At 69.1% G+C, this 24,747-nt stretch carries 16 protein-coding genes and 1 pseudogene; 8 read left to right on the forward strand and 9 right to left on the reverse strand.

Going from position 1 to position 24,747, the window contains the following annotated elements:
• The first annotated feature begins 113 nt into the window (after positions 1-113).
• Positions 114-1,043, forward strand: a complete 930-nt coding sequence (locus tag MBR110_RS06395) for a DMT family transporter (RefSeq protein WP_059454385.1) — start codon at positions 114-116, stop codon at positions 1,041-1,043.
• Positions 1,044-1,241: 198 nt separating this feature from the next.
• On the opposite strand, the gene nth is transcribed toward MBR110_RS06395, so the two are convergent.
• On the reverse strand, positions 1,242-1,886 hold the full coding sequence (gene nth, locus MBR110_RS06400; protein WP_014723413.1) for an endonuclease III: 645 nt from the start codon (positions 1,884-1,886) through the stop codon (positions 1,242-1,244).
• The gene (rsxB, locus tag MBR110_RS06405) at positions 1,883-2,851 is read right to left on the reverse strand and encodes an electron transport complex subunit RsxB (protein ID WP_059461268.1); all 969 of its coding nucleotides are present in this window, start codon (positions 2,849-2,851) and stop codon (positions 1,883-1,885) included. The genes nth and rsxB overlap by 4 nt, the downstream gene beginning before the upstream one ends.
• Positions 2,852-3,008: 157 nt before the next feature.
• Here rsxB and MBR110_RS06410 point away from each other — a divergent pair, with 157 nt between their 5' ends.
• Positions 3,009-3,641, forward strand: coding sequence for a TetR family transcriptional regulator (locus MBR110_RS06410; protein ID WP_011885610.1), 633 nt, complete (start codon positions 3,009-3,011; stop codon positions 3,639-3,641).
• Between the two features lie 102 nt (positions 3,642-3,743).
• Here MBR110_RS06410 and MBR110_RS06415 read toward each other — a convergent pair whose 3' ends face one another.
• A complete protein-coding gene (locus tag MBR110_RS06415) occupies positions 3,744-5,264 on the reverse strand; it encodes a polyhydroxyalkanoate depolymerase (protein WP_011885609.1) in 1,521 nt (506 codons plus the stop codon).
• Positions 5,265-5,496: 232 nt separating this feature from the next.
• Complete coding sequence (locus MBR110_RS06420; protein ID WP_059734574.1) at positions 5,497-7,326, reverse strand: glycoside hydrolase family 15 protein; 1,830 nt, start codon at positions 7,324-7,326, stop codon at positions 5,497-5,499.
• A gap of 165 nt (positions 7,327-7,491) precedes the next feature.
• On the opposite strand from MBR110_RS06420, the gene MBR110_RS06425 reads away from it, so the two are divergent.
• The gene (locus MBR110_RS06425; protein WP_081054286.1) at positions 7,492-8,739 is read left to right on the forward strand and encodes a lactonase family protein; all 1,248 of its coding nucleotides are present in this window, start codon (positions 7,492-7,494) and stop codon (positions 8,737-8,739) included.
• Positions 8,740-8,870: 131 nt separating this feature from the next.
• Here MBR110_RS06425 and MBR110_RS32690 read toward each other — a convergent pair whose 3' ends face one another.
• From MBR110_RS32690 to MBR110_RS06435, 3 genes and pseudogenes are all read right to left on the reverse strand, one after another.
• Entirely contained in the window at positions 8,871-9,134 is a 264-nt protein-coding gene (locus tag MBR110_RS32690; RefSeq protein WP_407061797.1) for a DNA translocase FtsK, read from the reverse strand.
• Positions 9,131-13,844: pseudogene (locus MBR110_RS32495) on the reverse strand (DNA translocase FtsK); the annotation flags it as partial. The pseudogene MBR110_RS32495 and the gene MBR110_RS32690, both read right to left, overlap by 4 nt.
• A 196-nt stretch (positions 13,845-14,040) precedes the next feature.
• Positions 14,041-14,583 (reverse strand): META domain-containing protein, encoded by a 543-nt coding sequence (locus MBR110_RS06435; RefSeq protein WP_011885605.1) that lies wholly within the window; start codon positions 14,581-14,583, stop codon positions 14,041-14,043.
• 201 nt (positions 14,584-14,784) lie between these two features.
• On the opposite strand from MBR110_RS06435, the gene purT reads away from it, so the two are divergent.
• The 4 genes from purT (at position 14,785) to MBR110_RS06455 (ending at position 18,795) form a co-directional block, all read left to right on the forward strand.
• Positions 14,785-15,999, forward strand: coding sequence for a formate-dependent phosphoribosylglycinamide formyltransferase (gene purT / locus MBR110_RS06440; protein WP_045578906.1), 1,215 nt, complete (start codon positions 14,785-14,787; stop codon positions 15,997-15,999).
• A gap of 17 nt (positions 16,000-16,016) precedes the next feature.
• Positions 16,017-16,211: a DUF6726 family protein gene (locus MBR110_RS06445; RefSeq protein WP_011885603.1), complete on the forward strand. Its 195-nt coding sequence runs from the start codon at positions 16,017-16,019 to the stop codon at positions 16,209-16,211.
• Between the two features lie 86 nt (positions 16,212-16,297).
• Positions 16,298-16,690 (forward strand): MliC family protein, encoded by a 393-nt coding sequence (locus MBR110_RS06450; RefSeq protein WP_011885602.1) that lies wholly within the window; start codon positions 16,298-16,300, stop codon positions 16,688-16,690.
• Between the two features lie 557 nt (positions 16,691-17,247).
• Entirely contained in the window at positions 17,248-18,795 is a 1,548-nt protein-coding gene (locus MBR110_RS06455) for a DEAD/DEAH box helicase (RefSeq protein WP_034194038.1), read from the forward strand.
• 316 nt (positions 18,796-19,111) lie between these two features.
• Here MBR110_RS06455 and gluQRS read toward each other — a convergent pair whose 3' ends face one another.
• Positions 19,112-20,005, reverse strand: a complete 894-nt coding sequence (gene gluQRS / locus MBR110_RS06460) for a tRNA glutamyl-Q(34) synthetase GluQRS (protein ID WP_011885600.1) — start codon at positions 20,003-20,005, stop codon at positions 19,112-19,114.
• A gap of 22 nt (positions 20,006-20,027) precedes the next feature.
• A complete protein-coding gene (locus tag MBR110_RS06465; protein WP_014723400.1) occupies positions 20,028-20,882 on the reverse strand; it encodes a sulfurtransferase in 855 nt (284 codons plus the stop codon).
• Between the two features lie 224 nt (positions 20,883-21,106).
• Here MBR110_RS06465 and dnaE point away from each other — a divergent pair, with 224 nt between their 5' ends.
• Positions 21,107-24,640 carry a DNA polymerase III subunit alpha gene (gene dnaE / locus MBR110_RS06470; RefSeq protein ID WP_175994478.1) on the forward strand — a complete coding sequence of 1,178 codons (3,534 nt, stop codon included), beginning with the start codon at positions 21,107-21,109 and terminating at the stop codon, positions 24,638-24,640.
• Positions 24,641-24,747: the final 107 nt, after the last annotated feature.

The raw sequence follows: 24,747 nt of genomic DNA on the forward strand, positions 1-24,747 counted from the left end.
TGCGCAGGCCGCGTTGGCCGCGCGCCTCGCAACGGATGAGCGGGGGCTAGGCTTGCGGACGCCGGACCGCTAGACTCCGTCGATCGCCGTCGTCGCGCTCGTTGCGCTCCATCATGTCCGCCACCGCCCGTTCATCGTCCGCCGCGCTGCGAGGCGCGTTCTATGTCGCGCTGTCCGCCGCCGCGTTCGGCGCGATGGCGATCTTCGGCCGCTATGCGTATGCGGCCGGCGTCGACGTGCTCGGTCTGCTGATCGTGCGCTTCGCCATCGGCGGCGCGATCCTCGCGGCGATCGCGCGGCGGCGGCGCGTCGCGTGGCCGCGCGGGCGCAGGCTCGCGCCGCTCGTCGCGATGGGCGCGCTCGGCTACGTCGGGCAGTCGTTCTGCTATTTCAGCGCGCTTCAGCATGCGCAGGCGAGCCTCGTCGCGTTGCTGCTCTATCTGTACCCGGCCTTCGTCACGCTGCTCGCAGCATGGTGGCTCGGCGAGCGCCTGACGCGTGCGAAGGCCGTCGCGCTCGTGCTGTGCGTGGCCGGCTCGGCGCTGATGGTCGGCGGCGGGCACGGCGAACCGCTCGGCATCGCGCTCGCGCTGGCGGCCGCGGTGATCTATTCGCTGTACATCGTCGGCGGCACGAAGGCGACGCGCGGCGTCGATCCGCTCGCGACCACCGCGATCATCTGCCTGTCGGCCACCGCGACGCTCGTCGCAATCGCTGTCGTGCGGACAGCGGCGTTCGGCGCGCCGCCGCGCTGGCCAGCGACGGCCGGCGGCTGGGCGTCGATGCTGGCGATCGCGCTGGTCTCGACGGTCGCCGCGATGCTGGCGTTCTTCGCCGGCCTCGAGCGGCTCGGCGCCGCGCGCACGTCGATGCTGTCGACGCTCGAGCCGGTCGTGACGGTCGCGCTCGCGGCGCTGCTGTTCGGCGAGGCGTTGTCGCCGCTGCAGTGGGCGGGCGGCATCGCGATTCTCGCGGCCGTGCTGGCGCTCGTGCGTGCGGGCGGCGCGGCGGTCGACGATACGACGGCGACGTCCAACGCGTAGCGGGGGGCGGAAGGGCGGCGGTGGTGCGGGTGGGGGCGGCGTGGTATGGCATGGCGCGAGATGTCGCGATACGGCACGGCGCAACACGGCACGGCCCAGAACGACTCGGCACGACAGCGCCCCTCGCGACACGCGTGCCGCACCGCGTTCAATGCCGTGATGCACAGCCGGCCGGTACGATCTGCCGGCCGCCGACGTTCACTCGCTAGGCGGTGGCGTCTTCGGCCGGAACTCGCACAGCGGCTCGATCGCGCAGTGCCAGCATTCGGGCCGGCGCGCCTTGCACACATAGCGTCCGTGCAGGATCAGCCAGTGATGCGCGTCGTGCAGGAATTCCTTCGGCGTGAATTTCTCGAGCGCGGCTTCGACGGCCCGCACGTCCTTGCCGGGCGCTAGGCCCGTGCGATTCGCGACGCGGAAGATGTGCGTGTCGACCGCGATCGTCGGCTGGCCGAACGCGGTGTTCAGCACGACGTTGGCGGTTTTGCGGCCGACGCCCGGCAGGCTCTCGAGCGCCTCGCGATCGGCCGGCACTTCGCCGCCGTAGCGCTCGAGCAGGATATGGCAGGTGGCGACCACGTTCTTCGCCTTGGTGCGGTACAGGCCGATCGTCTTGATGTAGTCGGCCACGCCTTCCTCGCCAAGCGCGACGATTTGTCGCGGGGTGTTCGCGACCGGGAACATCTTGCGCATCGCCTTGTTGACCGACACGTCGGTCGCCTGCGCGGACAGCATCACGGCGATCAGCAGCTCGAACGGCGTCGTGTATTCGAGCTCGGTGGTCGGATGCGGATTCAGGCTTTGCAGCGTTTCGTAGATCGCGCGTCGTTTCGTGGCGTTCATGGACGGTTCTTGTCGGGCGGCGCGGACGCGCCGTTCCGGTCGTCGTGTTGTGCGTCGGGCGCCGCCGCTTCGCCGTCGCGCTGCGCGTGCTGCTCGGCGAGCCGCTTGCGGCGGGCTTCCGCCGCATCGATCTGCGCCTGCACGGCCGCGCTGACGTGTTCGGTGTTCTTCGGCGCCGCGCCTTGCTCGGCCAGCGCTTCCTTCTTCTGGCGTGCGCGTTCGAGGGCGGCGGCGATGATCGCGCGTTTCTTCGCGTCGGCGTCGTCGGACGCTGCGCCCGGCGCTGCTTCGGCGGGCGCCGCCTTCGCTGCGCCGGCGCTCGCCGCGCGCCGGGCCGCCGCACGCGCTTCGGCGGCTTCGCGTTCGCGGCGCTGGCGGGCGAGCCGGCGATCATGCCGCGCGCGCGCGGCATCAGCCTGCTCCTGCGACCATGCGTCCCAGCCCGTGCGATCACCGGTCACGGGTACCATCGCGATGCAGTCGACCGGGCAGGGCGCCACGCACAGGTCGCAGCCGGTGCAGAGCGGCTCGATGATCGTGTGCATCTGCTTCGGCGCGCCGATGATCGCGTCGACCGGGCACGCCTGCAGGCACAGCGTGCAGCCGATGCACAGGCTTTCGTCGATGAATGCGATGGCGCGCGGATGCTCGGCGCCGTTCACCGGATTCAATGGAATCACCGGCTTGCCGAGCAGGCTCGCCAGGCGCGCGATGCCTTCGGCGCCGCCCGGCGGGCACTGGTTGTAGTTCGCGTTGCCGGCGGCGATCGCTTCCGCGTATGGGCGGCAGCCGTCATAGCCGCACTTCGTGCATTGCGTCTGGGGGAGCAGATCTTCGAGGCGATCCGCGAGGGTCTTGGAATCGGTCACGGTGACAACGGGCGCGGCAGCGCCGAATGGCTTTCGGCCGCGTGCGGCGCGGCCGGAAAGGTTTGCCAAACCTTGATTATCGCCGATTTCCCGCATTGCGCTGGACGCGCTCTGTGCGCATAATCGAACCGCTTTTTTGCAGGGGCTCAGCAGGAGGGCGGCCGCCCGCGGTGCGACCGTTCCAGGTTGCGCCGGCACCGAGGCGGTGGGGGTGCCGGTCCGGATCACGCGGCTCACATAGCAAAACGCCACCATGAATCAGCCAAAAATCAAAAGAGATCCTGAAGGTACACGCCGTCGCATCCTGATGGCGGCGGCCGAAGAGTTCGCGACTGGAGGGCTGTTCGGCGCGCGCGTCGACCAGATCGCGCGTCGCGCCGAGACCAACGAGCGCATGCTCTATTACTACTTCGGCAGCAAGGAGCAGCTGTTCACCGCTGTGCTCGAACACGCGTTCTCCGCGCTCACGGACGCCGAGCGCGTGCTCGATCTCGATGGCGTCGCACCGGTGGAAGCCGTCACGCGGCTCGCGCATTTCGTGTGGGATTACTACCGCGACCATCCGGAACTGCTGCGCCTCATCAACAACGAAAACCTGCACGAAGCGCGCTACCTGCACAAGTCGACGCGCATCCGCGAGATGATGTCGCCGATCGTCGCGACGCTCGGCAACGTGCTGACGCGCGGCCAGAAGGCCGGGCTGTTCCGCAACGACGTCGATCCGCTGCGCTTTTACGTGACGCTGTCGGGGCTCGGCTACTACATCGTGTCGAACCGCTTCACGCTCGCGGCGACGCTCGGCCGCGATTTCAGCGACACCGACGAGCGCGCCGAGATGGTCAGGATGAACACCGAAGTGCTGCTCGCCTATTTGCTGCGCCGCTGATGCGGTGCTCGCGGGCCGCGTCGCTGCGCTCGACCCGTGTAAAGAAAAACGCCGCCGTGCATGAAGCATCGGCGGCGTTTTTGCGTCGGCGCGCGTCGCGCGTCAGGCGGCCTTGCGCGCGCGAACCGACTTGGCGCGCGTGCCGGCCGCCCGCTTCGCGCCCGGTGCGGCCTTCGCGGCTGCCGTCTTGGCCGGGGCGACGGTCGCAGCCGGTGTCTTCGGGCGCGAGCGTTTCGCGACGGCGGCCGTCGTGCGCGTCGCCGTTTCGGGCTGGGGCTTGTCGGCCGACACGGCGGCGAGCGGCGCCGCGGTCGTTCCGGTTGCTGCGGTCGATTCTACCGGCGCGTTGCCGGGCGTCTTCGTCGCGCCGTGTTTCGGCTCGGGAGCGTGCTCGCGAATGAAGTCGCGCAACTGCGGATAGATGATCGTGCGCCAGCGGCGGCCCGAGAAGATCCCGTAATGGCCGCATTTCTCGGCGGTCAGGCTGCGGCGGTCGTCCTGCGGAATGCCCATGCACAGCTCGTGCGCGACGTGGGTCTGGCCGCTGCCCGAGATGTCGTCGAGCTCGCCCTCGATCGTCATCAGCGCCGTGTGCTTGATGTCCTGCGGGCGCACGCGCTCGCCTTCGACGTCCCACGTGCCTTCGGCGAGCCGGAATTCCTGGAACACGACGCGGATCGTCTCGAGGTAATACTCGGCAGCCATGTCGAGCACCGCGTTGTACTCGTCGTAGAACTGGCGGTGCGCTTCGGCGTCGTCCTCGTCGCCGCGCAGCAGGCTCTGATAGAAGTCCCAGTGCGATTGCGCGTGACGTTCCGGGTTCATCGCGACGAAGCCCGTATGCTGCAGGAAGCCCGGATACACGTGGCGGCCTTCGCCCGGATAGTTCGCGGGCACCGTGTGGATCACGTTGTTCTCGAACCATGCGGTCGAATGCTGCGTCGCCAGCGAGTTCACCGACGTCGGGCTGCGGCGCGCGTCGATCGGGCCGCCCATCATCGTCATCGTGAGCGGCGTGTCCTCGCCGCGGCTCGCCATCAGCGAGATCGCCGCGAGCACCGGCACCGTCGGCTGGCACACGGAGATCACGTGCACGTTGCGCGCGCCGATGTGGCGGATGAACTCCTGGATGTACGCGATGTAATCGTGCAGATGGAACGGGCCGACTTCGACCGGCACCATCCGCGCGTCGATCCAGTCGGTGATGTACACCTTGTGATCCTGCAGCAGCGTGCGCACGGTGTCGCGCAGCAGTGTGGAGTGGTGGCCCGACAGCGGCGCGCAGACCAGCACGACCGGTTCGTCCTTCAGCTGCGTGACGGCGTCGGCGTCGTCCGCATAGCGCTTGAAGCGCAGCAGCCTGCAGAACGGCTTCTCGATGATCGTCTGCTCGACGATCGGGATGTTGTGGCCGTCCTTGACGATCTGGTGAATGTTGAATTCGGGCTTCTCGTAATCCTTGCCGAGCCGGTACAGCAACTCGTACGCGGCCGCCATCCGCGGCGCGCCGGGCATCAGCGAGAACGGGCTCGACGGGTTCGCAAAGGATTTCGATGCGGCCTGGGCCCAGGCCGTGAGCGGGCTCAGCATGGCCCGCTGGAATTCGTGCAGTTGATAAAGCATGCAGACTACTCCCGCGTGGGGGACGGTGCGCAGGGGCGGCGTGAGCGTCGCGGCGTGCCGTGTGGATCAGCGCCCGGCCATGTTGCGCTGCGGCCGGACAATCGAATCGATCATATCGGACAACCCTTCGTGCCGCAATGCAACATTTCCCTGATTTTTCATCAAATTTTTGTGAATTGACGATCTCTGAACAAGCCGCCGCCCGGCCCGTAGGCGCCCGCCAGCATCCCCTTCAGCGCCCGGTCGCCACGGCCGGCGCGGGCTGGCCGGCCGCGCGCGCCATCGCATCTTCGTGGTGCATCAGGTTCATCGCGGTGTGCACCAGCGCCACGTGCGAGAACGCCTGCGGGAAGTTGCCGACCAGCCGGCCGTCGACGGGGTCGTATTCCTCGGCGAGCAGGCCGAGGTCGTTCGACAGCGCCAGCAGCCGGCTGAACAGCCGGTGCGCATCGTCGATCCGGCCGAGCAGCGCGTAGTTGTCGACCAGCCAGAAACTGCATGCCAGAAACGTGCCTTCGCCGGGCGGCAGCCCGTCGTCGTATTCGGTCGTGCGGTAGCGCATCACGAGCCCGTCGTGCAGCAATTCCCGTTCGATCGCCTCGACCGTGCCGACGATGCGCGGATCTTCCGGCGGCAGGAAGCCCATGAGCGGCATCAGCAGCACGCTCGCGTCGAGCTCGTCGCTGCCATAGCTCTGCGCAAACGCCTGTTTGCCTTCATGCCACGCGTTGTCGCAGACGTCCGCGTGGATGCTGTCGCGCAGTGCGCGCCAGCGGTCGAGCGAGCCGGGCAGACGGAACATTTCGGCCGACTTGATCGCGCGATCGAACGCGACCCACGCCATCACCTTCGAGAATGTGAAATGGCGGCGGCCGCCGCGCGTTTCCCAGATGCCTTCGTCGGGCTCCTGCCAGATTTTCTCGAGGTGGTCGAGCAGCGCGCACTGCACGGACCAGACGGTGTCGTCGGCCTGCAGGCCGCCCACGCGCGCCAGATGCAGCGCGGCCATCACCTCGCCGAATACGTCGAGCTGCAGCTGGTTCGCGGCACCGTTGCCGACCCGCACCGGCTTCGAATTCTGATAGCCGGGCAGCCAGTCGAGCTCCATTTCGGGGAGCCGGCGCTCGCCGGCGATCCCGTACATGATCTGGATCTGTTCGGGCGAGCCGGCCATCACGCGGCCGAGCCAGGAGCGCCACGCACGCGCCTCGTCGTAGTAGCCGCCGCGCATCAGCGCGAGCAGCGTGATCGTCGCGTCGCGCAGCCAGCAATAGCGGTAGTCCCAGTTGCGGTTGCCGCCGATCTTCTCGGGCAGCGACGTGGTCGGCGCGGCGACGATGCCGCCGGTCGGCTCGTAGGCGAGCGCCTTCAGCGTGAGCAGCGAGCGGCGCACGGCGGCCGCATAGCGGCCCTGCACCTGGCAGCGGCCCGACCATTCGAGCCAGTAATTCTCGGTGCGGGCGAGCATCGACAGCGGGTCGCGTGCGGGCGGCAGCCGCAGATGCGACGCCGCATAGCCGAGCGAGAACGGGATGCGCTCGTCGGCGCTGACCGTGAATTCCGCGAGCGTATGCAGATTGCGGCCGGTGAGCGGCACGGGCGTGCGCAGCACGACCGTATCGGGACCGGCGATTGCTTTCATGCCGTTCTCGCGGGACAGCTGCGTGACCCACGGAATCGAGAAGCCGTAGTCGAAGCGCAACACGAGCTCCATGCGCATCTTCATCGTGCCGTGCCGGCCGACGACGATCCGTACCAGCTCCGACCAGCCGTTGCCGGGCGGCATGAAGTCGACCACGGTGACGGCGCCGTCCGCGCTTTCGTAGTCGGTTTCGAGGATCAGCGTGTCGCCGCGATAGCGGCGTGTCGTGTGCGTGATCGCGGCGTCGGCGGCCGGCGCGAGCAGCCAGCGGCCATGCTCGGGCGTGCCGACCAGCGCCGCGAAGCAGGCGCCCGAATCGAAGCGGGGCCAGCACAGCCAGTCGACGGAGCCGTCTCGTGAAATCAGGGCAGCGGTGTGGCCGTCGCCGACGAGGGCGTAGTCTTCGATCAGGGCGGGCATGGGCAAGCGGTCCTTGGATATTCGAGTTCACAATGCAGGCAGCGGCGCTCGCGCTTCGCGTTCGGGCGCCGCGCCCCGTATACTCGGCCGGGCGGCGGAGCGCGTGAACGGCAGGCGTTTCGTCCTATCTCAACACTTGAAGCGACTCGATGCAAGGAGGATTGAATGCCCAACCGTTTACGCGAGCATGACGCACGCGCTGCGACACGAGGGTCCCCGCTTAGGCTCGCTCACTGGATGAAAGGTTTCGCACTCGTGCTGTCGCTGTCGGCGACCCACGCGTTCGCGCAGCAGGCGCCGGCCGCCGCCGACGGCGTCTACAACCTGCTCGTCGGCACCTATACGGGTCACGGCAGCGAAGGCATCTACGTGTACCGCTTCGATACGAAGACGGGCAGCGTCGCGCCCGTGTCGTCGGCCAAGACGGTGAATCCGTCGTATCTGTTGCCGAGCCGCGACGGCCGCACCGTGTATGCGGTCAACGAGCTGCCCGGTGACAACGGGCCGGCCACGCAGCGCGGCGGCATCAGCGCGTTCGGCTTCGATCCGAAGACCGGCACGCTCACCTTCATCGATCGCGTGTCGTCGGAAGGGAACGACCCGTGCTATCTGGCGCTCTCGCCGGACGGCAAGTACGTCGTGACTGCCAACTACTCGGTCGCGGCCGATCCGGGCGGCAGCTTCGCCGTATTCCCGGTGCGCGACGGCGGCGCGGTCGGCACGGCCGTGTTGACCGTGCACCACGAAGGCACCGGCCCCGTGAAGGGGCGGCAGGACGGCGCGCACGTGCATTCGACGGTGTTCTCGCCCGATGGGCGTTATCTGTTCGTGCAGGACCTCGGCGCCGACAAGATCTACGGCTACCGCTACACGGTCGACGGCAGCCGCGGGCTGATCAGTCCGACCGACACGCGCTACACGCCGGTGAAGCCGGGCTCGGGGCCGCGCCACATGGTGTTCGGCGCGGACGGCCGGTTCGCGTACGTGACGAGCGAGCTGAACGCGTCGGTCGAGGTGTTCGGCTATCACGACGGCAAGCTCACGCCGGTCCAGACGCTGCCGATGAGCGCGCCGGGCTTCAAGGGCAAGGTGGGCGGCGGCGCGATCCACGTGTCGCCGGACGGCCGCTTCGTCTACGCGAGCAATCGCGGCGACGCCAACGACGTCGTGATCTACGCGGTGAACCAGGCCGACGGCCGGCTCAAGACGGTCGGCCGCCAGTCGAGCCTCGGCAAGACGCCGCGCGAATTCCTGATCGATCCGAGCGGCAAGTGGCTGATCGTCGGCAACCAGGACAGCGACACGTTCTACGTGTTCAGCCGCGATGTCGAGAGCGGGCAGCTCGGGCCGAATCCGCAGAAGGTCGCGGTCGGCAGCCCGGTCGACTTCAAGCTGGTGCCGGTCGAGCAATAACGCGCAGGCGATGTAAAAAGGGCGCTGCCGATCAGGTCGGCAGCGCCCTTTGCGTTTGTGGACTGGCGTCGCGGTGCGGGCCGCGGCCCGCCGGTGCGCTCGGCTTCGCCCCGTTCTTCGCCCCGTCTCGCTCAGTCGGCGGCGGCCGGCACGAGCACCTCGCGGCTGCCGTTGATCCCCATCGGCGACACGAGGCCGGCTGCTTCCATCTGTTCGACGAGACGCGCGGCGCGGTTGTAGCCGATGCGTAGCTGGCGCTGCACCGACGAGATCGACGCGCGCCGCGTGCGCACGACGAACGCGACGGCTTCGTCGTAGAGCGGATCGGCTTCCGCGTCGGGCGCATCGCCGAACAGGTCCTGCGTCGCGCCGTCGGCCGCGGGACCGTCGAGGATACCTTCCTCGTACTGCGGCTCGCCGAACTGCTTCAGGTATTCGACGATGCGGTGCACTTCCTCGTCGGCGACGAACGCGCCGTGCACGCGCTGCGGGTAGCCGGTGCCCGGCGGCAGGAACAGCATGTCGCCCTGGCCGAGCAGCGATTCGGCGCCCATCTGGTCGAGGATCGTGCGCGAGTCGATCTTCGACGACACCTGAAACGCGACGCGCGTCGGAATGTTCGCCTTGATGAGGCCGGTGATCACGTCGACGGACGGGCGCTGGGTCGCGAGGATCAGATGGATGCCGGCCGCGCGCGCCTTCTGCGCGAGCCGGGCGATCAGCTCCTCGATCTTCTTGCCGGCGACCATCATCAGGTCGGCCAGCTCGTCGATCACGACGACGATCAGCGGCAGCGTCGACAGCGGTTCCGGATCGTCGGGCGTCAGCGAGAACGGGTTGCCGATCTTCTTTTCCTTTGCCTCGGCGTCGCGGATCTTCTGGTTGAAGCCCGCGAGGTTGCGCACGCCGACGGCCGACATCAGCCGGTAGCGCTTCTCCATTTCGCCGACGCACCAGTTCAGCGCGTTCGCCGCGAGCTTCATGTCGGTGACGACGGGCGCGAGCAGGTGCGGGATGCCCTCATAGACCGACAGCTCGAGCATCTTCGGATCGATCATGATGAGCCGCACTTCCTCCGGCGTCGCCTTGTACAGCAGCGACAGGATCATCGCGTTGATCGCGACCGACTTGCCCGAGCCGGTCGTGCCGGCGACCAGCATGTGCGGCGCCTTAGCCAGATCGGTGACGACCGGATGGCCGGTGATGTCCTTGCCCATCGCGATCGTCAGCTGCGACGTCGAATGCTGGTACTGACGCGATTCGAGAATCTCCGACAGGCGGATCATCTGGCGCTTCGCGTTCGGCAGCTCGAGGCCCATGCAGGTCTTGCCGGGAATCGTCTCGACGACGCGGATCGACGTGAGGCCGAGCCCGCGCGACAGGTCCTTCATCAGGCCGACGATCTGGCTGCCGCGCACGCCGAGCGCGGGTTCGATTTCGAAGCGCGTGATCACCGGGCCCGCCGACGCGCCGACGACCGTCACCGGCACCTTGAACTCCTGCAGGCGCTGCTCGATCACCTGGCCGGTCTGCGCGAGGTGTTCTTCCGAGATGGGCTCGATGTCGTCCGATGCCGGCTCGAGCAGGTCGAGCGTCGGCAGCTCGACGTTGAAGGACGCGGGCGCGTGGAATTCGAACGCGTTCGGACGCGGCGGGCGGGTTGGGGTGGTCGCGGCTTCCGCTTCGGCGTCGGGTGGCGTGGCCGGTTCCGCGGGGGCGGCGTTTGCGGCGGACGATGCGGGGGCGTCGGTCGGTGCTACGGCTTGGGCGAAGGTGACGGTGGCCGGTGTGGGCACTGCTGCGATTGCCGTAGCAGCGGCAGGCTCGGCGGCCGCCGCCGCGGGCGAGGTGCCGGCCAGCATGGCGCCGGGGAGCGATGCAGCGGTGAGCGTCGGCAGTGCGGCGCCGACGGGCGCGGCCGTCGACGTCGCGATCGTTGCTGCGGGCATCGGGTTGGTCGGCGACGAAGTAGCGGGCGCCGGCGTGCCGGTGTACGACTGGGCCTGCTGCGCGGGCGTGGACGCGATTGCGCGATCCGGAGCCGCAGCGTCGAGCGGCGCGTGGGAAACGGTGAAGGATGACGTGGGCGCTGCTGCCTGAGTCGAGGACGGCGGTGCCGCGAATGGCGCAATCGCTGCGGTCGGCGTCATAGATGTCATTGACGCGGGCGTACCGCTCGCCGTCGACGTGCCGCCAAATGCAGCGGTCGACCCGAACGTGGGCGTGGCCGTACCGACGGCAGCAAGTGCGCCCGCAGACGGCGCCGGCGCGATGCCGGCGGTTGGCGCTTGCGTTGCATGTGTCTGCGTGGCGGACTCGGCCGGTGTATCGACCGCCGGCGCGTCTGGCGTGCGGCTCGCGTGGGATGCCGACTCCGTGGCCGATGCAGGCGACGCGCCGGTGGCTGCGCGCTCCGTCGACATCGAGAACGATGCGGCCGTCTGCGTCACGGGAACGTTTGCCGTCGGATGCAAGACCGTCGAGCCGAGGGCGGCGGGGAGCGATGCGGTCGCAACGGCCGACATCGGCTCGGCGGCGCGCATCGCGGACTGCGCCGACGCATCGGTCGAAGGTGCGCGGGCAGGCGTCGCCGGTGCGATCGGCGATGCGAACGCGCGCGCCGCGGAAGCGGCGGTGTCGCTAGTCGTTGCCGTGGCGGGCGGGGCAGTCGAGACGGTCGATGCGGTGTTGGGCGTGTGGCTGCCGGGTTCGTACGGGCTTCCGGGCATGCTGGCGCGTGCCGGGGATGCTGCGGACGGTATCGGCGACGCGGGCGTTGCAAACGATGCAGGCAGACTCGGCGCGATGGGCGCTTCCGAGGACACTGCCGATGCAGGCGATGCCGATGCGGCCATCGCCGCGGCCGATTCCAGCGACGCTGACGGGCTCGGCGCGATGGGCGCTTGCGACGACGCTGCCGCTGCAGGCGACGCCGACGCCGCAGGTGCCGCGGGCGTTGCAAACGATGCGGGCAGACTCGGCGCGACGGGCGCTTGCGACGACGCTGCCGCTGCAGGCGACGCCGACGCGGCTGATGCCGTGGGCGTTGCAAACGATGCGGACAGACTCGGCGCGCCGGGCGCTTGCGACGGAGCTGCCGCTGCATGCGATGCCGACGCGGCCATTGCCGCGGGCGTTGCAAAAGATGCGGACAGACCCGGCGCGACGGGCGCTTGCAACGACGCTGCCGCTGCAGGCGACGCCGACGCGTCCGCAGTCGGCGAAGCCGGCATAGATGCGTTCAGCGCTCCGTGCGCAATTTGTTTCGCGGGTTCGGGCGTCCCTGCCATACCGTCGTTCGCGTCGACGAATCGGGCGATATCGGCGCTAACCGCTGGTTGCGCGACGGCCCCGTCGCTGCTGCCAGCGCCCGCGCGGTCGACGTCACGACCCGACGCATTCGCCGACGGCGTACCGGCGATCGAACCCGCTCCGTCGACATCGCGAGTCGCCATCCCTTCCTGCACCTGGCGTGCCGAAATCGGTTGCGACTGCGACGTATCCAATGCGGAACTGGGCGTGTCGACGACGTCTTCCCAGGGCGCAACGTCGATCGGTGCATGGGATTCCGGCGCGGCAGCGCCGTTGACGGCATGTTCGCGTTCGCTGCCCGGACGGTCTGCGTGCGCGTGCGTTTCGACGCCGGGCGCTTTCGGCGCGTCCTGCGCTGGCTGATCGACGAGCCAGGAGCTGATGTCCACGATGGGAGCGTGCGCGCCCGAGCCTAATGGCATGAACGCATCCAGCACGATCGGTTCGCTGTCGGCGGAAGCAGCGGGAGCCGATGTGGACGCAGATGCGGTTGCGAGCGCATCCGCCCGTCCGACGTCGTGCGGGGCGACCGGATGCTCATCCGAAGCGAGGGCGCCCGACGCGGCAACGGAGGCCGACTCGGACGCAACCACGCCGCCTGCCACACCAACCGCACCAACCGCCGCGACTGTCGCCTCGCTCCCCGAACTGCCAGCCGCTGCTGCCGTACCCGCCGCATTCCCCGGCCGCACCCCATCCAGCGCCGCCCACTGCGCGGTGCTGGCTTCGATCGAGCGCAGCGTGTCGTGAACGCTCGGCGCCGGCGTGATCGGTTCTGCGGGCTGCTGCACCCACGCGTAAAGCGGTGCGCGGGCGGGCGTCGGCGGCGCGGGGCGGCGCCGTGCCGGGTCAGCAGCCGGGCCGGCGGCGGCTCCCGTCGCCGGACGCGCTGCCGTGCGCGGCGGCGTCGCACCAACCGGGCGCGGCGCGATCGTGGCGCGCGGCGCGCTCGGCTGCTTCGACGCCGCCACGGCTGCCGTCGCGGCTGCAGCGGCAGCCGGCCGCGCGGCGGTCGGTTGCGGTCGAACCGGCTGGAACCCGGCCGGCAGCGGCGCCGGATTCGGGCGCGGCCCCTGCGCGTTCGCGGCGGCGCGCGCGAGGCTGGCGGTGCTGCCGGTCGTCGGCGGCGGCATCGCGCTCGGCGTAGCCGGGACGGGCGGCGCCGGCATGCGCTTGGCCGGCGTCGGCTTCAGCCATCCCGACGGCGCGACCGGTTCCGCCAGCGGGCGCGTCGCGGCCTTGTTGCGCGGTTTCGGCCGGGCCTGCGGATCGGGCTTCCACAACGTCGGGCGCGAATACCGCCCGTTCTGGCGCGGCGCCATCGAATTGACCGTATGGGCGGTCGTCGGCTGCACGATGTCGTCGTCGCGATGCAGCGCGCCGCGCGGCAGGTCGGCGACGCTGCGCACGTCGTCGTCCGCGACGTCGCGCGCGAGCTTCACGCCGAACGACGCGTCGACCCACGCGGCGAACTGGCGCCAGCGAATGCCGGTCAGCCACGGCAAGCCGGCGAGCAACAGCACGACCATCGCGACCGGCGTGCCGATCGGGCCGAGCACGTGGGCGAAGCCGGCGGAGAGCGCATGGCCGAGCGCGTTGGTGTCCGGGCCGGACAACGGGCTCGTTAGCGCGCAGCTCGCGACGAACACCGCCGCGAAGCCGATCCAGAGGCGAATCGAGCCGTGGCCGGCGAGGCCGCCGCCGCCGGGCAGCATCGCCTGAACGAGACGCCAGAAGAGAAGGAGGAACCAGACGGCAGAGATGCCGAACCAGCCGAAGACTACCGTGTGCATGCTTTGATGAAACAGGAAGAAGGGCGGGGCGCGGTGCGCGATCCGCCGAGTTTAACCGGCCGACGAACGAGATTGACGAGACTGACAGCGCGCCGGCGCAACATGAAGACGGCGAGGCCGGTTCAGGCTGCGCGACGCATGGATTCGAGGCCGCGCGACGCGGCGGCGCATGGCCCGCCCGCGCTCGGGCGCCGCATCAGCCGCCCCGACGCGTGAAGGTGAGCGTCTCGCCGGCTTCGGTCACGATCTGCAATTGCTGCGGCTCGCGCATCTGCACGCCGGTCTTCTGCACGTGGGCGAGCGCATCGAGGTACGCATGCTCGAGCTGGCCGCCCAGCGCGTTCGGACACGCCATGCGCGTGCCGGCGAGCGGCCCGAAGCTGAGCAGCCCGTTCTTGATCGCGTAGGTGCCCATATAGCGGTTGCAGCCCGAAAAGCCGCTCGCGCGCCGCACGCCCGACTCGGTCGACAGCGCGAGCCTGATCGGCTCGCCGTTGTCGCCGTGCGGAATCGTGCGCGGCGTGCCGTCGGCGGCGACCCAGCTCGTGAGTTCCCAACTCGTGTCGTCGAGCAGCTGGACGGCGGCCGGATTGTACGGGTCGGGCGCGGGGGCGGCGGAATCGGGGTGGGTCGGCATCGCACAGGCGGCGAGAAGCGTGGCAAGCGTCAACGCGCAGAGCGGCGCGCGCAACGGGCGAAGCAGGCCGGTGCGTGCGCGGGCGGCGGACAGGTGGGACATGAGCCTCGTTCCTCTACGGATTCTGATCAAGGCGTAAGAGTAACGCACCGGCCCCGCGCGAGGCGAGCCGACACTTCGTGCGCGAAAACGTTCGCGCCCGCCCGGGCCGGCCACGCGGCGACGAAACGGGCCGAAGCGCCGACGGTGCGCGTGTTAACATCGACGCCGTTTCGTCCTCCAACAGAACCAGCGGGAAATCACATGCAGATCGGTCAGCGGCTCGGTACGCCGCTTTCACCTTCGGCCACGCGCGTCATGCTGCTCGGCGCGGGCGAACTCGGCAAGGAAGTCATCATCGCGTTGCAGCGCCTCGGCGTCGAAGTCATCGCCGTCGACCGCTATCCGGACGCGCCGGGCCATCAGGTCGCGCATCGCGCCCACGTGATCGACATGACCGACGCGGCCGCGCTGCGCGCGCTGGTCGAGGCCGAGCGCCCGCATCTGATCGTCCCCGAGATCGAGGCGATCGCGACCGACGCGCTCGCGGCCATCGAGGCGGCCGGCCTGGCCGAGGTGATCCCCACCGCGCGCGCGACGCAGCTCACGATGAACCGCGAGGGCATCCGCCGGCTCGCCGCCGAGGAGCTCGGGCTCGCGACCTCGCCGTACGCGTTCGCCGATTCGTTCGACGCCTTCAGCGCAGCGGTCGCGAAGATCGGGATGCCGTGCGTCGTGAAGCCGGTGATGTCGTCGTCGGGCAAGGGGCAGTCGGTGGTACGCAGCGAGGCCGACGTGAAGGCCGCGTGGGACTACGCGATGGCGGGCGGCCGCGTGAACCACGGGCGCGTGATCGTCGAGGGCTTCATCGAATTCGACTACGAGATCACGCAACTGACCGTCCGTGCGATCGACCCGGCCACGCTGGCGACGCGCACCTACTTCTGCGAGCCGGTCGGCCACGTGCAGGTGGCGGGCGACTACGTCGAATCGTGGCAGCCGCAGCCGATGAGCGCGGCCGCGCTGCAGAAGTCGCGCGACATCGCGCACAAGGTGACCGAGGCGCTCGGCGGGCGCGGGCTGTTCGGCGTCGAGCTGTTCGTGCGCGGCGACGACGTCTGGTTCTCCGAGGTGAGCCCGCGGCCGCACGACACGGGCCTCGTCACGCTCGCGTCGCAACGCCAGTCGGAATTCGAGCTGCACGCCCGCGCGATCCTCGGGCTGCCGGTCGATCCGACGCTCGGCTCGCCGGCTGCGTCGGCGGTGATCTACGGCGGCCTCGACGAGCGCGGCATCGCGTTCGAAGGCGTGCGCGACGCGCTCGCCGTGCCGGGCGCCGACCTGCGCCTGTTCGGCAAGCCCGAGAGCTTCGTGAAGCGGCGCATGGGCGTCGCGCTCGCGACCGGGGCGAACGTCGACGAAGCCCGCGAGCGCGCGAAGCGCGCGGCGGCGGCCGTGCGGCCCGTGTCGTCGCGCTGACCGCCCGGGAGCGCGCGATGGCATCCAGATTGTCACGGCTCGGTCGGATCGCGACGCTCGGCGCCGCGCTCGCGCTGCTCGCGAGCCTGGCCGGCTGCGGCGTCGCGGCCGCGCCGTGCCGGATCGCATCGGCCGGGCTGAAGATCGTCCCGCTGGTCGGTCATGTGGCTGCCGCGCCGACCGACGCATGCGCCGACGTCATCGATCCATGATGGCCCGGGCGTCGGGCGTCGACGCGTCGTCTCCGACCCGCGCACGCCGCGTGCGTGCGTTCTCACCGTCTCATCCAAGGACCAGCATGATTCGCCAAACCTTCGTCGCGCTGGCGCTGGCCGGCGCCGCCGTTTCCGCTGCTTCGGCCGCGCATGCGGCGCAACTGACCGTCGAGGAGATCGACGCCGATGCGCGCCAGCCGACCGTGTACCAATGCGCGAACGAGAAGCAGCCGCTGCGCGTGTCGTACTGGCGCGCCGGCAACGGCCAGAGCTTCGCGCTCGTGCCGGTCAACGGGCAGCAGATGCTGTTCGTCGACACCGTCTCGGCGTCGGGCGTGCGCTATCAGGCCGGCCGCTATACCTGGTGGACGAAGGGCAGGGAGGCGACGTTGCGCGACGAGATCGCCGACCCGAATGCCGCGCCGATGCTCGGCGACTGCGTGCAGGTCGACAAGAAGAAAAAGAAGAAGGGTTGAACGGTGCGGGGTTGCTGGTCGGCGGGGGCGGTTGATCGGCCTGGCGCGCCGCGGTGCGCGAAGGTAGGTGACTGCGGCGGGCCTGCGCTTCGGGCGACGGGGACTGGTTGCGGCGGCGCGGCTTGGGGCGATCCCGGCGATCCCAAGCGCCCCGCCGCCCTGAGCGACCGAAGCGCCCTGACCGACTGCAGCGACCGAAGCGACCGAAGCGACCGAGGCGACCGAGGCGACCGAGGCCCCGAGCCCCCGAGCCCCCGAGCCCCCGAGCCCCCGAGCCCCCGAGCCCCATACGGCCCCGAATCTCATCCATCGCCCGATCGGAATGTTTTGCCCGCGCGACGCCTTGTCGGCGTACATGACAAACCGGCGCGGGAGCCCATTCGCAGCGTTGTCACGGACAGATTCCGGCTCAGTGCTACAATATGTCCCTTTCCGCCGGCATTCGCGCCGAACGGAGTCCGCACGACCTGTGGCGCCCGATGTTCGATGTGAACCGGCCCCGGGCGCCAGAGCGGCGTCGCGCGGCGCGCCGCGGCTCCGTCTACTTCCGAAATGTGATGAGCGCAGGCCCGGCCGGCCTGACGCACGATGTCCCCGCCGCGCCTTTTGAGCGAAACGCCACCATGTCCGATTCTGTCGCCAAGCCTGCCGACGCAACCTTCGATCAATTCGGCCTCGCGCCCGATATCCTGAAAGCCATCGTCGAGCAGGGCTATACGACGCCGACGCCGATCCAGGCGCAGGCCATTCCGGTCGTGCTCGCCGGCCGCGACGTCATGGGCGCCGCGCAAACGGGCACCGGCAAGACCGCGAGTTTCTCGCTGCCGATCATCCAGCGGCTGCTGCCGCACGCCAGCACGAGCGCGTCGCCGGCGCGCCATCCGGTGCGCGCGCTGATCCTCACGCCGACGCGCGAGCTCGCCGACCAGGTCGCCGCGAACGTGCATGCGTACGCGAAGCACACGGCGCTGCGCAGCGCGGTCGTGTTCGGCGGCGTCGACATGAATCCGCAGATGGCCGAGCTGCGCCGCGGCGTCGAGATCCTGATCGCGACGCCGGGCCGCCTGCTCGATCACGTTCAGCAAAAGACGGCGAACCTCGGCCAGGTCCAGATGCTCGTGCTCGACGAAGCCGACCGGATGCTCGACATGGGCTTCCTGCCCGACCTGCAGCGCATCCTGAACCTGCTGCCGAAGGAGCGTCAGACGCTGCTGTTCTCCGCGACGTTCTCGCCGGAAATCAAGAAGCTCGCGTCGACCTACCTGCGCAACCCGCAGACGATCGAAGTCGCGCGCAGCAACTCGACCAACGCGAACGTCACGCAGATCGTCTACGACGTCGCCGAAGGCGACAAGCAGGCGGCCGTCGTGCAGTTGCTGCGCGGGCGCGGGCTCAAGCAGGTGATCGTGTTCTGCAACAGCAAGATCGGCGCGAGCCGGCTCGCGCGCAATCTCGAGCGCGACGGCGTGGTGGCCTCGGCGATCCACGGCGACAAGTCGCAGATCGAGCGGATGCAGGCGCTCGACGCGTTCAAGCGCGGCGAGATCGAGGCGCTGGTCGCGACCGACGTGGCCGCGCGCGGGCTCGACATCGCCGAACTGCCGGCCGTGATCAACTTCGACCTGCCGTTCAACGCGGAAGACTACGTGCACCGGATCGGCCGCACGGGCCGCGCCGGGGCGACGGGCGACGCGCTGTCGCTGTGCAGCCCGAACGAGCGCAAGCAGCTCGCCGATATCGAGAAGCTGATCAAGCGTCCGCTCGAAGTGCAGACGCTCGCACTCGACAAGCCGGCCCGCCATCGTCACGACGAGCGCGGTGAGCGCAATGAGCGCGGCGAACGTAGCGAGCGCGGCGGCCGTCGCGACCGCGACGAGCATCGCGGTGCGTCGGCGCGTCGTTCAGGCAGCGCCGAGCGCGGTGGTCATCATCGCCGCCACGACGCGCCGGTCGACGATTTTTTCCTGAAGCCGTACGAACCGTCGACGCCGGCGCAGCAACCCGAGGAGACGACGTCCGTCCAGCAGCCCGAGAAGAAAGGGCCGAAGCGGCAGGTCGCCGCGCTGCTCGGCGGGTTCGGAATGCCGCGCAAGCCTTCCGCATAAGCGGTCGGTTCAGGCAGTCGCCGCGGCGCGCGAGCGCCGTGGCAGCAACGGGTGCATGCGACGCGCATGCACCCGTTTTTCATTGGGCCAAGGGTTTGCGGCGGCGCGGCGCAGCGATGCGCAACGGTTCCCAACAATTCCCGACGGTCCTCCGCAGTGCGGCGTACGGCGGCGCGGTTGCCAACCGTGTGCGAGGCGTTCGGGTCGGCGCGCGATGCCACAAGCGGCTTGCGACGTCCGCCGCAGGCCGTTCTCGAAGGGACCAAGCCGCCGCTGACTGCGACCTACGCGCAGCGAGCCGCCGACACGCTTTGCATCACGCGCTTCGCGGCCCGAAACGCCGTGCCCACGCAGCGGTTGCGGCCGCGTAGAACGACTCGAGCGTGTCGCCCGCCAACTCGCCGTCGCCGGCGAGGCCGAGGTGTGCGGCGGCGGCACGCAGCGCCGGCAACGGATCGTCGCGTTCCAGCGCGAGCGCGCCCGTCTGTTTGCTGAGCTTTTCGCCGTTCGCAGCGACGACGACCGGCACGTGCAGATATGCGGGCGTCGGCACGCCGAGACAGCGTTGCAGGTAGATCTGGCGCGCGGTCGAATCGAGCAGGTCGGCGCCGCGCACCACGTGGGTGATGCGGGCGTCGGCATCGTCGACCACGACTGCGAGCTGATACGCCCATTGGCCGTCGGCGCGCTTGAGCACGAAATCGCCGACTTCGGTGGCGAGGTTCTGCTGTTGCTCGTGCTGCCAGCGATCGTCGAACCGGATGATTGCGTCCGCGCCGTCGGGCACGCGCAGGCGCCACGCACGCGCCGGTTTGCCGTGCAGCCCGGTGCGGCAGGTGCCCGGGTACGCGAGCGTCGTATGGCGCTCGTGCGCGGCGCGCAGCGAATCGGCGATTTCCTTGCGCGTGCAGCCGCACGGGTAGACGAGGCCCGCGGCGCGCAGGCGCTCGAGCTCGGCCGCATAGCGCGCGTCGCGCGTGCTTTGCCATACGGGCGGCTCGTCGGGCGTCATGCCGAAATGCGCGAGCGTCGCGAGGATGTCGTCGTCGGCGCCCGGCACGGTGCGCGGGCCGTCGATGTCCTCGATCCGCACGAGCCATGCGCCGCCGTGTGCGCGCGCGTCGAGCCAGCTCGCGAGCGCGCCGACCAGCGAGCCGAAATGCAGGGGGCCGGTCGGCGACGGCGCGAAGCGGCCGCGGTAGCCGTTCATCGGGAGCCGCAGCGGCCCGTGCTTACGCGGCCGCTGCGGCCTGCGCGCACGCCGGGCACGACTTGCCGGGCACGTAGTCCGGCGATTGCTGCGCTTGCGGCGTGACGACCGCGCGGCAAGCGAAGCACGTGACGTTCTCGGTCGGCTGCAGCTGCGGGTTCAGCGCGGTGCGGTAATCGAACACGAAGCAGTCGCCGTGGTAGTGCGCGCCGCCGACTTCCTCGAAGTATTTGAGGATCCCGCCTTCGAGCTGGTACACGTGGTCGATGCCGATTTCCTTCATGTGGATCGCGGCCTTCTCGCAGCGGATGCCGCCGGTGCAGAACGACACGACCGTCTTGCCTTCGAGATCGGCGCGGTTCGCGTCGATCACTTCGGGGAACTGGCTGAACTTGTCGATCCGGTAGTCGAGCGCGTCGTCGAACGTGCCGACGTCGACCTCGAACGCATTGCGGGTGTCGAGCATCACGACCGGGCGGCCGTCGTCGTCGTGGCCGCGGTCGAGCCACGCCTTCAGCGTGCGCGCGTCGACCGACGGCGCGCGGCCGAGTTCGGGCTTGATCGCGGGCTTCTTCATCGTGATGATCTCGCGCTTCAGGCGCACGAGCATGCGGCGGAACGGCTGCGAGTCGGACAGGCTTTCCTTGAACTGCAGCGTCGCGAATTTGCCTTCGAACAGCGGATCGTGGCGGAGGTAGTCGACGAACGCGTCGGTCGCTTCGCGCGGGCCGGCGATGAACAGGTTGATGCCTTCCGGCGCGAGCAGGATCGTGCCGCGCAGGCCGAGTTCGTTGCAGCGGGCGGTGACGAGCGGGCGCCATTGCTCGATCGCGTCGAGCGACACGAAGTGGTAGGCGGCGAGGTTGACGATGGTCATGATGGTCCGACGGGAAAACGGCCGCGGCCGTGCGGCGCACGCACGGCGGCCCCGCAAAAAAGGGTGCGAAGCCGGGACGGTGATTCGAAAACCCGTATTATCCCGCAAACCGGTCGCGCTCCGACACTTGGCCGTTCGGATATGGCGCCGCGTGCATCGGCCGAACGGCCAGGCACGGGGATTTTTTGGGCAGCCGTCGCGGCGACGCGGCTACAATATCGCCCATGTCAGATCCCCGCTTCGTCCATCTCCGCGTTCACTCCGAATTCTCGATTGCCGACGGCATCGTGCGTCTCGACGACATCGTCAAGGCCGCTGCCGCCGACGGTCAGGGTGCGCTCGCCCTCACCGATCTCGGCAACGCGTTCGGCCTCGTCCGTTTCTACCAGGAAGCCCGTGGCAAGGGCATCAAGCCGATTGCCGGCTGCGACGTCTGGATCACGAATCCGGACGATCGCGACAAACCGTCGCGCCTGCTGCTGCTGGTGAAGGACAAGACCGGTTATCTGAATCTGTGCGAGCTGCTGTCGAAGGCGTGGCTCACGAACCAGTACCGCGGCCGGGCGGAGCTCGACGCGAGCTGGCTCGACGGCGAGTTGTCGCAAGGGCTGCTCGCGCTGTCGGGCGCGCAGCAAGGCGATATCGGGCTCGCGCTGGCGGCCGGTAACGAGGAAGCCGCGCGCCGTCACGCGCAGCGCTGGGCCGAGGTGTTTCCCGGCGGCTTCTACATCGAGTTGCAGCGTTACGGCCAGCCGGGCGCCGAGGCCTACATCCAGCAGGCCGCGACGCTCGCCGCGTCGCTGCAGCTGCCGGTCGTCGCGACGCATCCGATGCAGTTCATGACCGAGGACGATTTCACCGCGCACGAAGCGCGCGTGTGTATCTCCGAAGGCGACATGCTCGCGAATCCGCGGCGCCAGAAGCGCTTCACGACCGCTCAGTACTTCCGCACGCAGGACGACATGGTCGCGCTGTTCGCGGATATTCCGTCGGCGGTTGCGAACACGGTGGAAATCGCGAAGCGCTGCAACCTGAAGCTCGAGCTCGGCAAGCCGAAGCTGCCGCTGTTCCCGACGCCGGACGGCATGTCGCTCGACGATTACCTGGTCCAGCTGTCGAAGGAGGGGCTCGAGAAGCGCCTCGAGCAGCTGTACCCGGATGCCGCCGAGCGCGATGCGCAGCGCGACACCTACTACAAGCGGCTCGAATTCGAGTGCGGGACCATCACGAAGATGGGCTTCCCCGGCTACTTCCTGATCGTGGCCGACTTCATCAACTGGGCGAAGAACAACGGCGTGCCGGTCGGCCCGGGCCGCGGCTCGGGCGCCGGCTCGCTGGTCGCGTACGCGCTCGGCATCACCGATCTGGATCCGCTGCGCTACAACCTGCTGTTCGAGCGATTCCTGAATCCGGAACGCGTGTCGATGCCCGACTTCGACATCGACTTCTGTCAGCACGGCCGCGATCGCGTGATCCAGTACGTGAAGGAGAAATACGGCGCGGACGCCGTGTCGCAGATCGCCACGTTCGGCACGATGGCCGCGAAGGCGGCCGTGCGCGACATCGGCCGCGTGCTCGATCTCGGCTACATGTTCACCGACGGCGTTGCGAAGCTGATCCCGTTCAAGCCGGGCAAGCACGTGACGATCGCCGACGCGATGAAGGAAGAGCCGCAACTGCAGGAGCGCTACGACAACGAGGACGAGGTGCATCAGCTGCTCGATCTCGCGCAGCGCGTCGAGGGCCTCACGCGTAACGTCGGCATGCACGCGGGCGGCGTGCTGATCGCGCCGGGCAAGCTGACCGATTTCTGTCCGTTGTACACGCAGGGCGACGACGCCGGCGTCGTCAGCCAGTACGACAAGGACGACGTCGAAGCCGTCGGCCTCGTGAAGTTCGACTTTCTGGGCCTCACGACGCTGACGATCCTCGACTGGGCCGAGCGCTACATCCGTCGCCTCGACCCGACCAAGGCCGACTGGTCGCTCGCGCAGGTGCCGCTCGACGATCCGGCGTCGTTCCAGCTCCTCAAGAAAGCCAACACGGTCGCGGTGTTCCAGCTGGAAAGCCGCGGCATGCAGGGCATGCTGAAGGACGCGCAGCCCGACCGCTTCGAAGACATCATCGCGCTCGTGTCGTTGTACCGTCCGGGGCCGATGGACCTGATCCCGAGCTTCTGCGCCCGCAAGCACGGGCGCGAGAAGGTCGACTATCCGGATCCGCGCGTCGAACCCGTCCTGAAAGAGACCTACGGGATCATGGTCTATCAGGAGCAGGTGATGCAGATGGCGCAGATCATCGGCGGCTACTCGCTCGGCGGCGCGGACTTGCTGCGTCGCGCGATGGGCAAGAAGAAGCCCGAGGAGATGGCCAAGCACCGCGAGATCTTCGCCGAAGGTGCGGCGAAGAACGGCCTCACGCGCGAGAAGTCCGACGAGATCTTCGACTTGATGGAGAAGTTCGCGGGCTACGGCTTCAACAAGTCGCACGCGGCCGCGTACGCGCTGCTCGCTTATTACACCGCGTGGCTGAAGGCGCACCATCCGGCCGAATTCATGGCGGCCAACATGACGCTCGCGATGGACGACACCGACAAGGTGAAGATCCTGTTCGACGATTGCGTCACGAACAACCTCGTGGTGCTGCCGCCCGACATCAACCAGTCGCATTACCGCTTCGAGCCGGTTGCGCAGGCCGACGGCACGCGTTCGCGCACGATCCGCTACGGCCTCGGCGCGGTGAAGGGCAGCGGCCAGAACGCGATCGAGGAAATCCTGCGCGCGCGCGAGGAGAAGCCGTTTGCCGATCTGTTCGACTTCTGCGAGCGGGTCGATCGGCGCATTGTCAACCGTCGCACGGTCGAGGCGCTGATCCGCGCGGGCGCGTTCGATTCGCTGAACCCGAACCGCGCGCAGATGCTCGCGTCGGTTCCGCTTGCAATGGAGGCGGCCGAACAGGCCGCTGCGAACGCGATGCAGGCCGGCCTGTTCGACATGGGCGCCGAGTCGCCGCACGCGCATGCGCTCGTCGACGAACCGGCATGGGACGACAAGCGCCGGCTGCAGGAAGAGAAGGGCGCGCTCGGCTTCTACCTGTCCGGCCACCTGTTCGACGCGTATCGCGACGAAGTGCGCCGGTTCGTTCGCCAGAAGGTCGGTGATTTGAAGGAAGGCCGCGACAAGCTCGTCGCGGGCATCATCGCGTCGCTGCGCACGCAGATGACGCAGCGCGGCAAGATGCTGATCGCGTTGCTCGACGATGGGTCGGGGCAGTGCGAAATCACGATCTTCAACGAGCAGTTCGAGGCGAACAAGGCGCTGTTCAAGGAAGACGAGCTGCTGATCGTGCAGGGGCAGGCGCGTAACGACGCGTTCACCGGCGGCATCCGCTTCACGGCCGACACGGTGATGGATCTCGAACGCGCGCGCAGCCGCTATGCGCAGGCGGTGCGGCTGACGATGAACGGCAACGCCGATGCGGCGGTGCTGCGCCGCGTGCTCGAGCCGCACGTGTCGAAGGATGAACCGGGCGCCGCCAACGTGATCGACGCCCCCGCGCCGCGCGGCGGCGGGCGCGACGGCGGCCGTCGCCCGCAGGCGCCGCTGCCGAACGGGCTCGCGGTGCAGATTCACTACAGCAACGCGCGCGCGCAGGGCGAAATGCGTCTGGGCGATGCGTGGCGCGTGAAGCCGAGCGACGCGTTGCTCGCGGAGCTGCGCGCGACGTTCGGCGGCAGCGTCGTCGAAATCACGTACTGAACGCCTTGTTGCCGGCTTGATCGCCTGCGGCCCGCTGCATCGCGATCGCGCGGTGCAGCGGGCCGTTTTGTTCGGGGCAGGGATTGGGGCCGTCATCCGGACGCTAT

The organism is Burkholderia sp. MBR-1, from assembly GCF_013822785.1.
Classification (GTDB): domain Bacteria; phylum Pseudomonadota; class Gammaproteobacteria; order Burkholderiales; family Burkholderiaceae; genus Burkholderia; species Burkholderia vietnamiensis.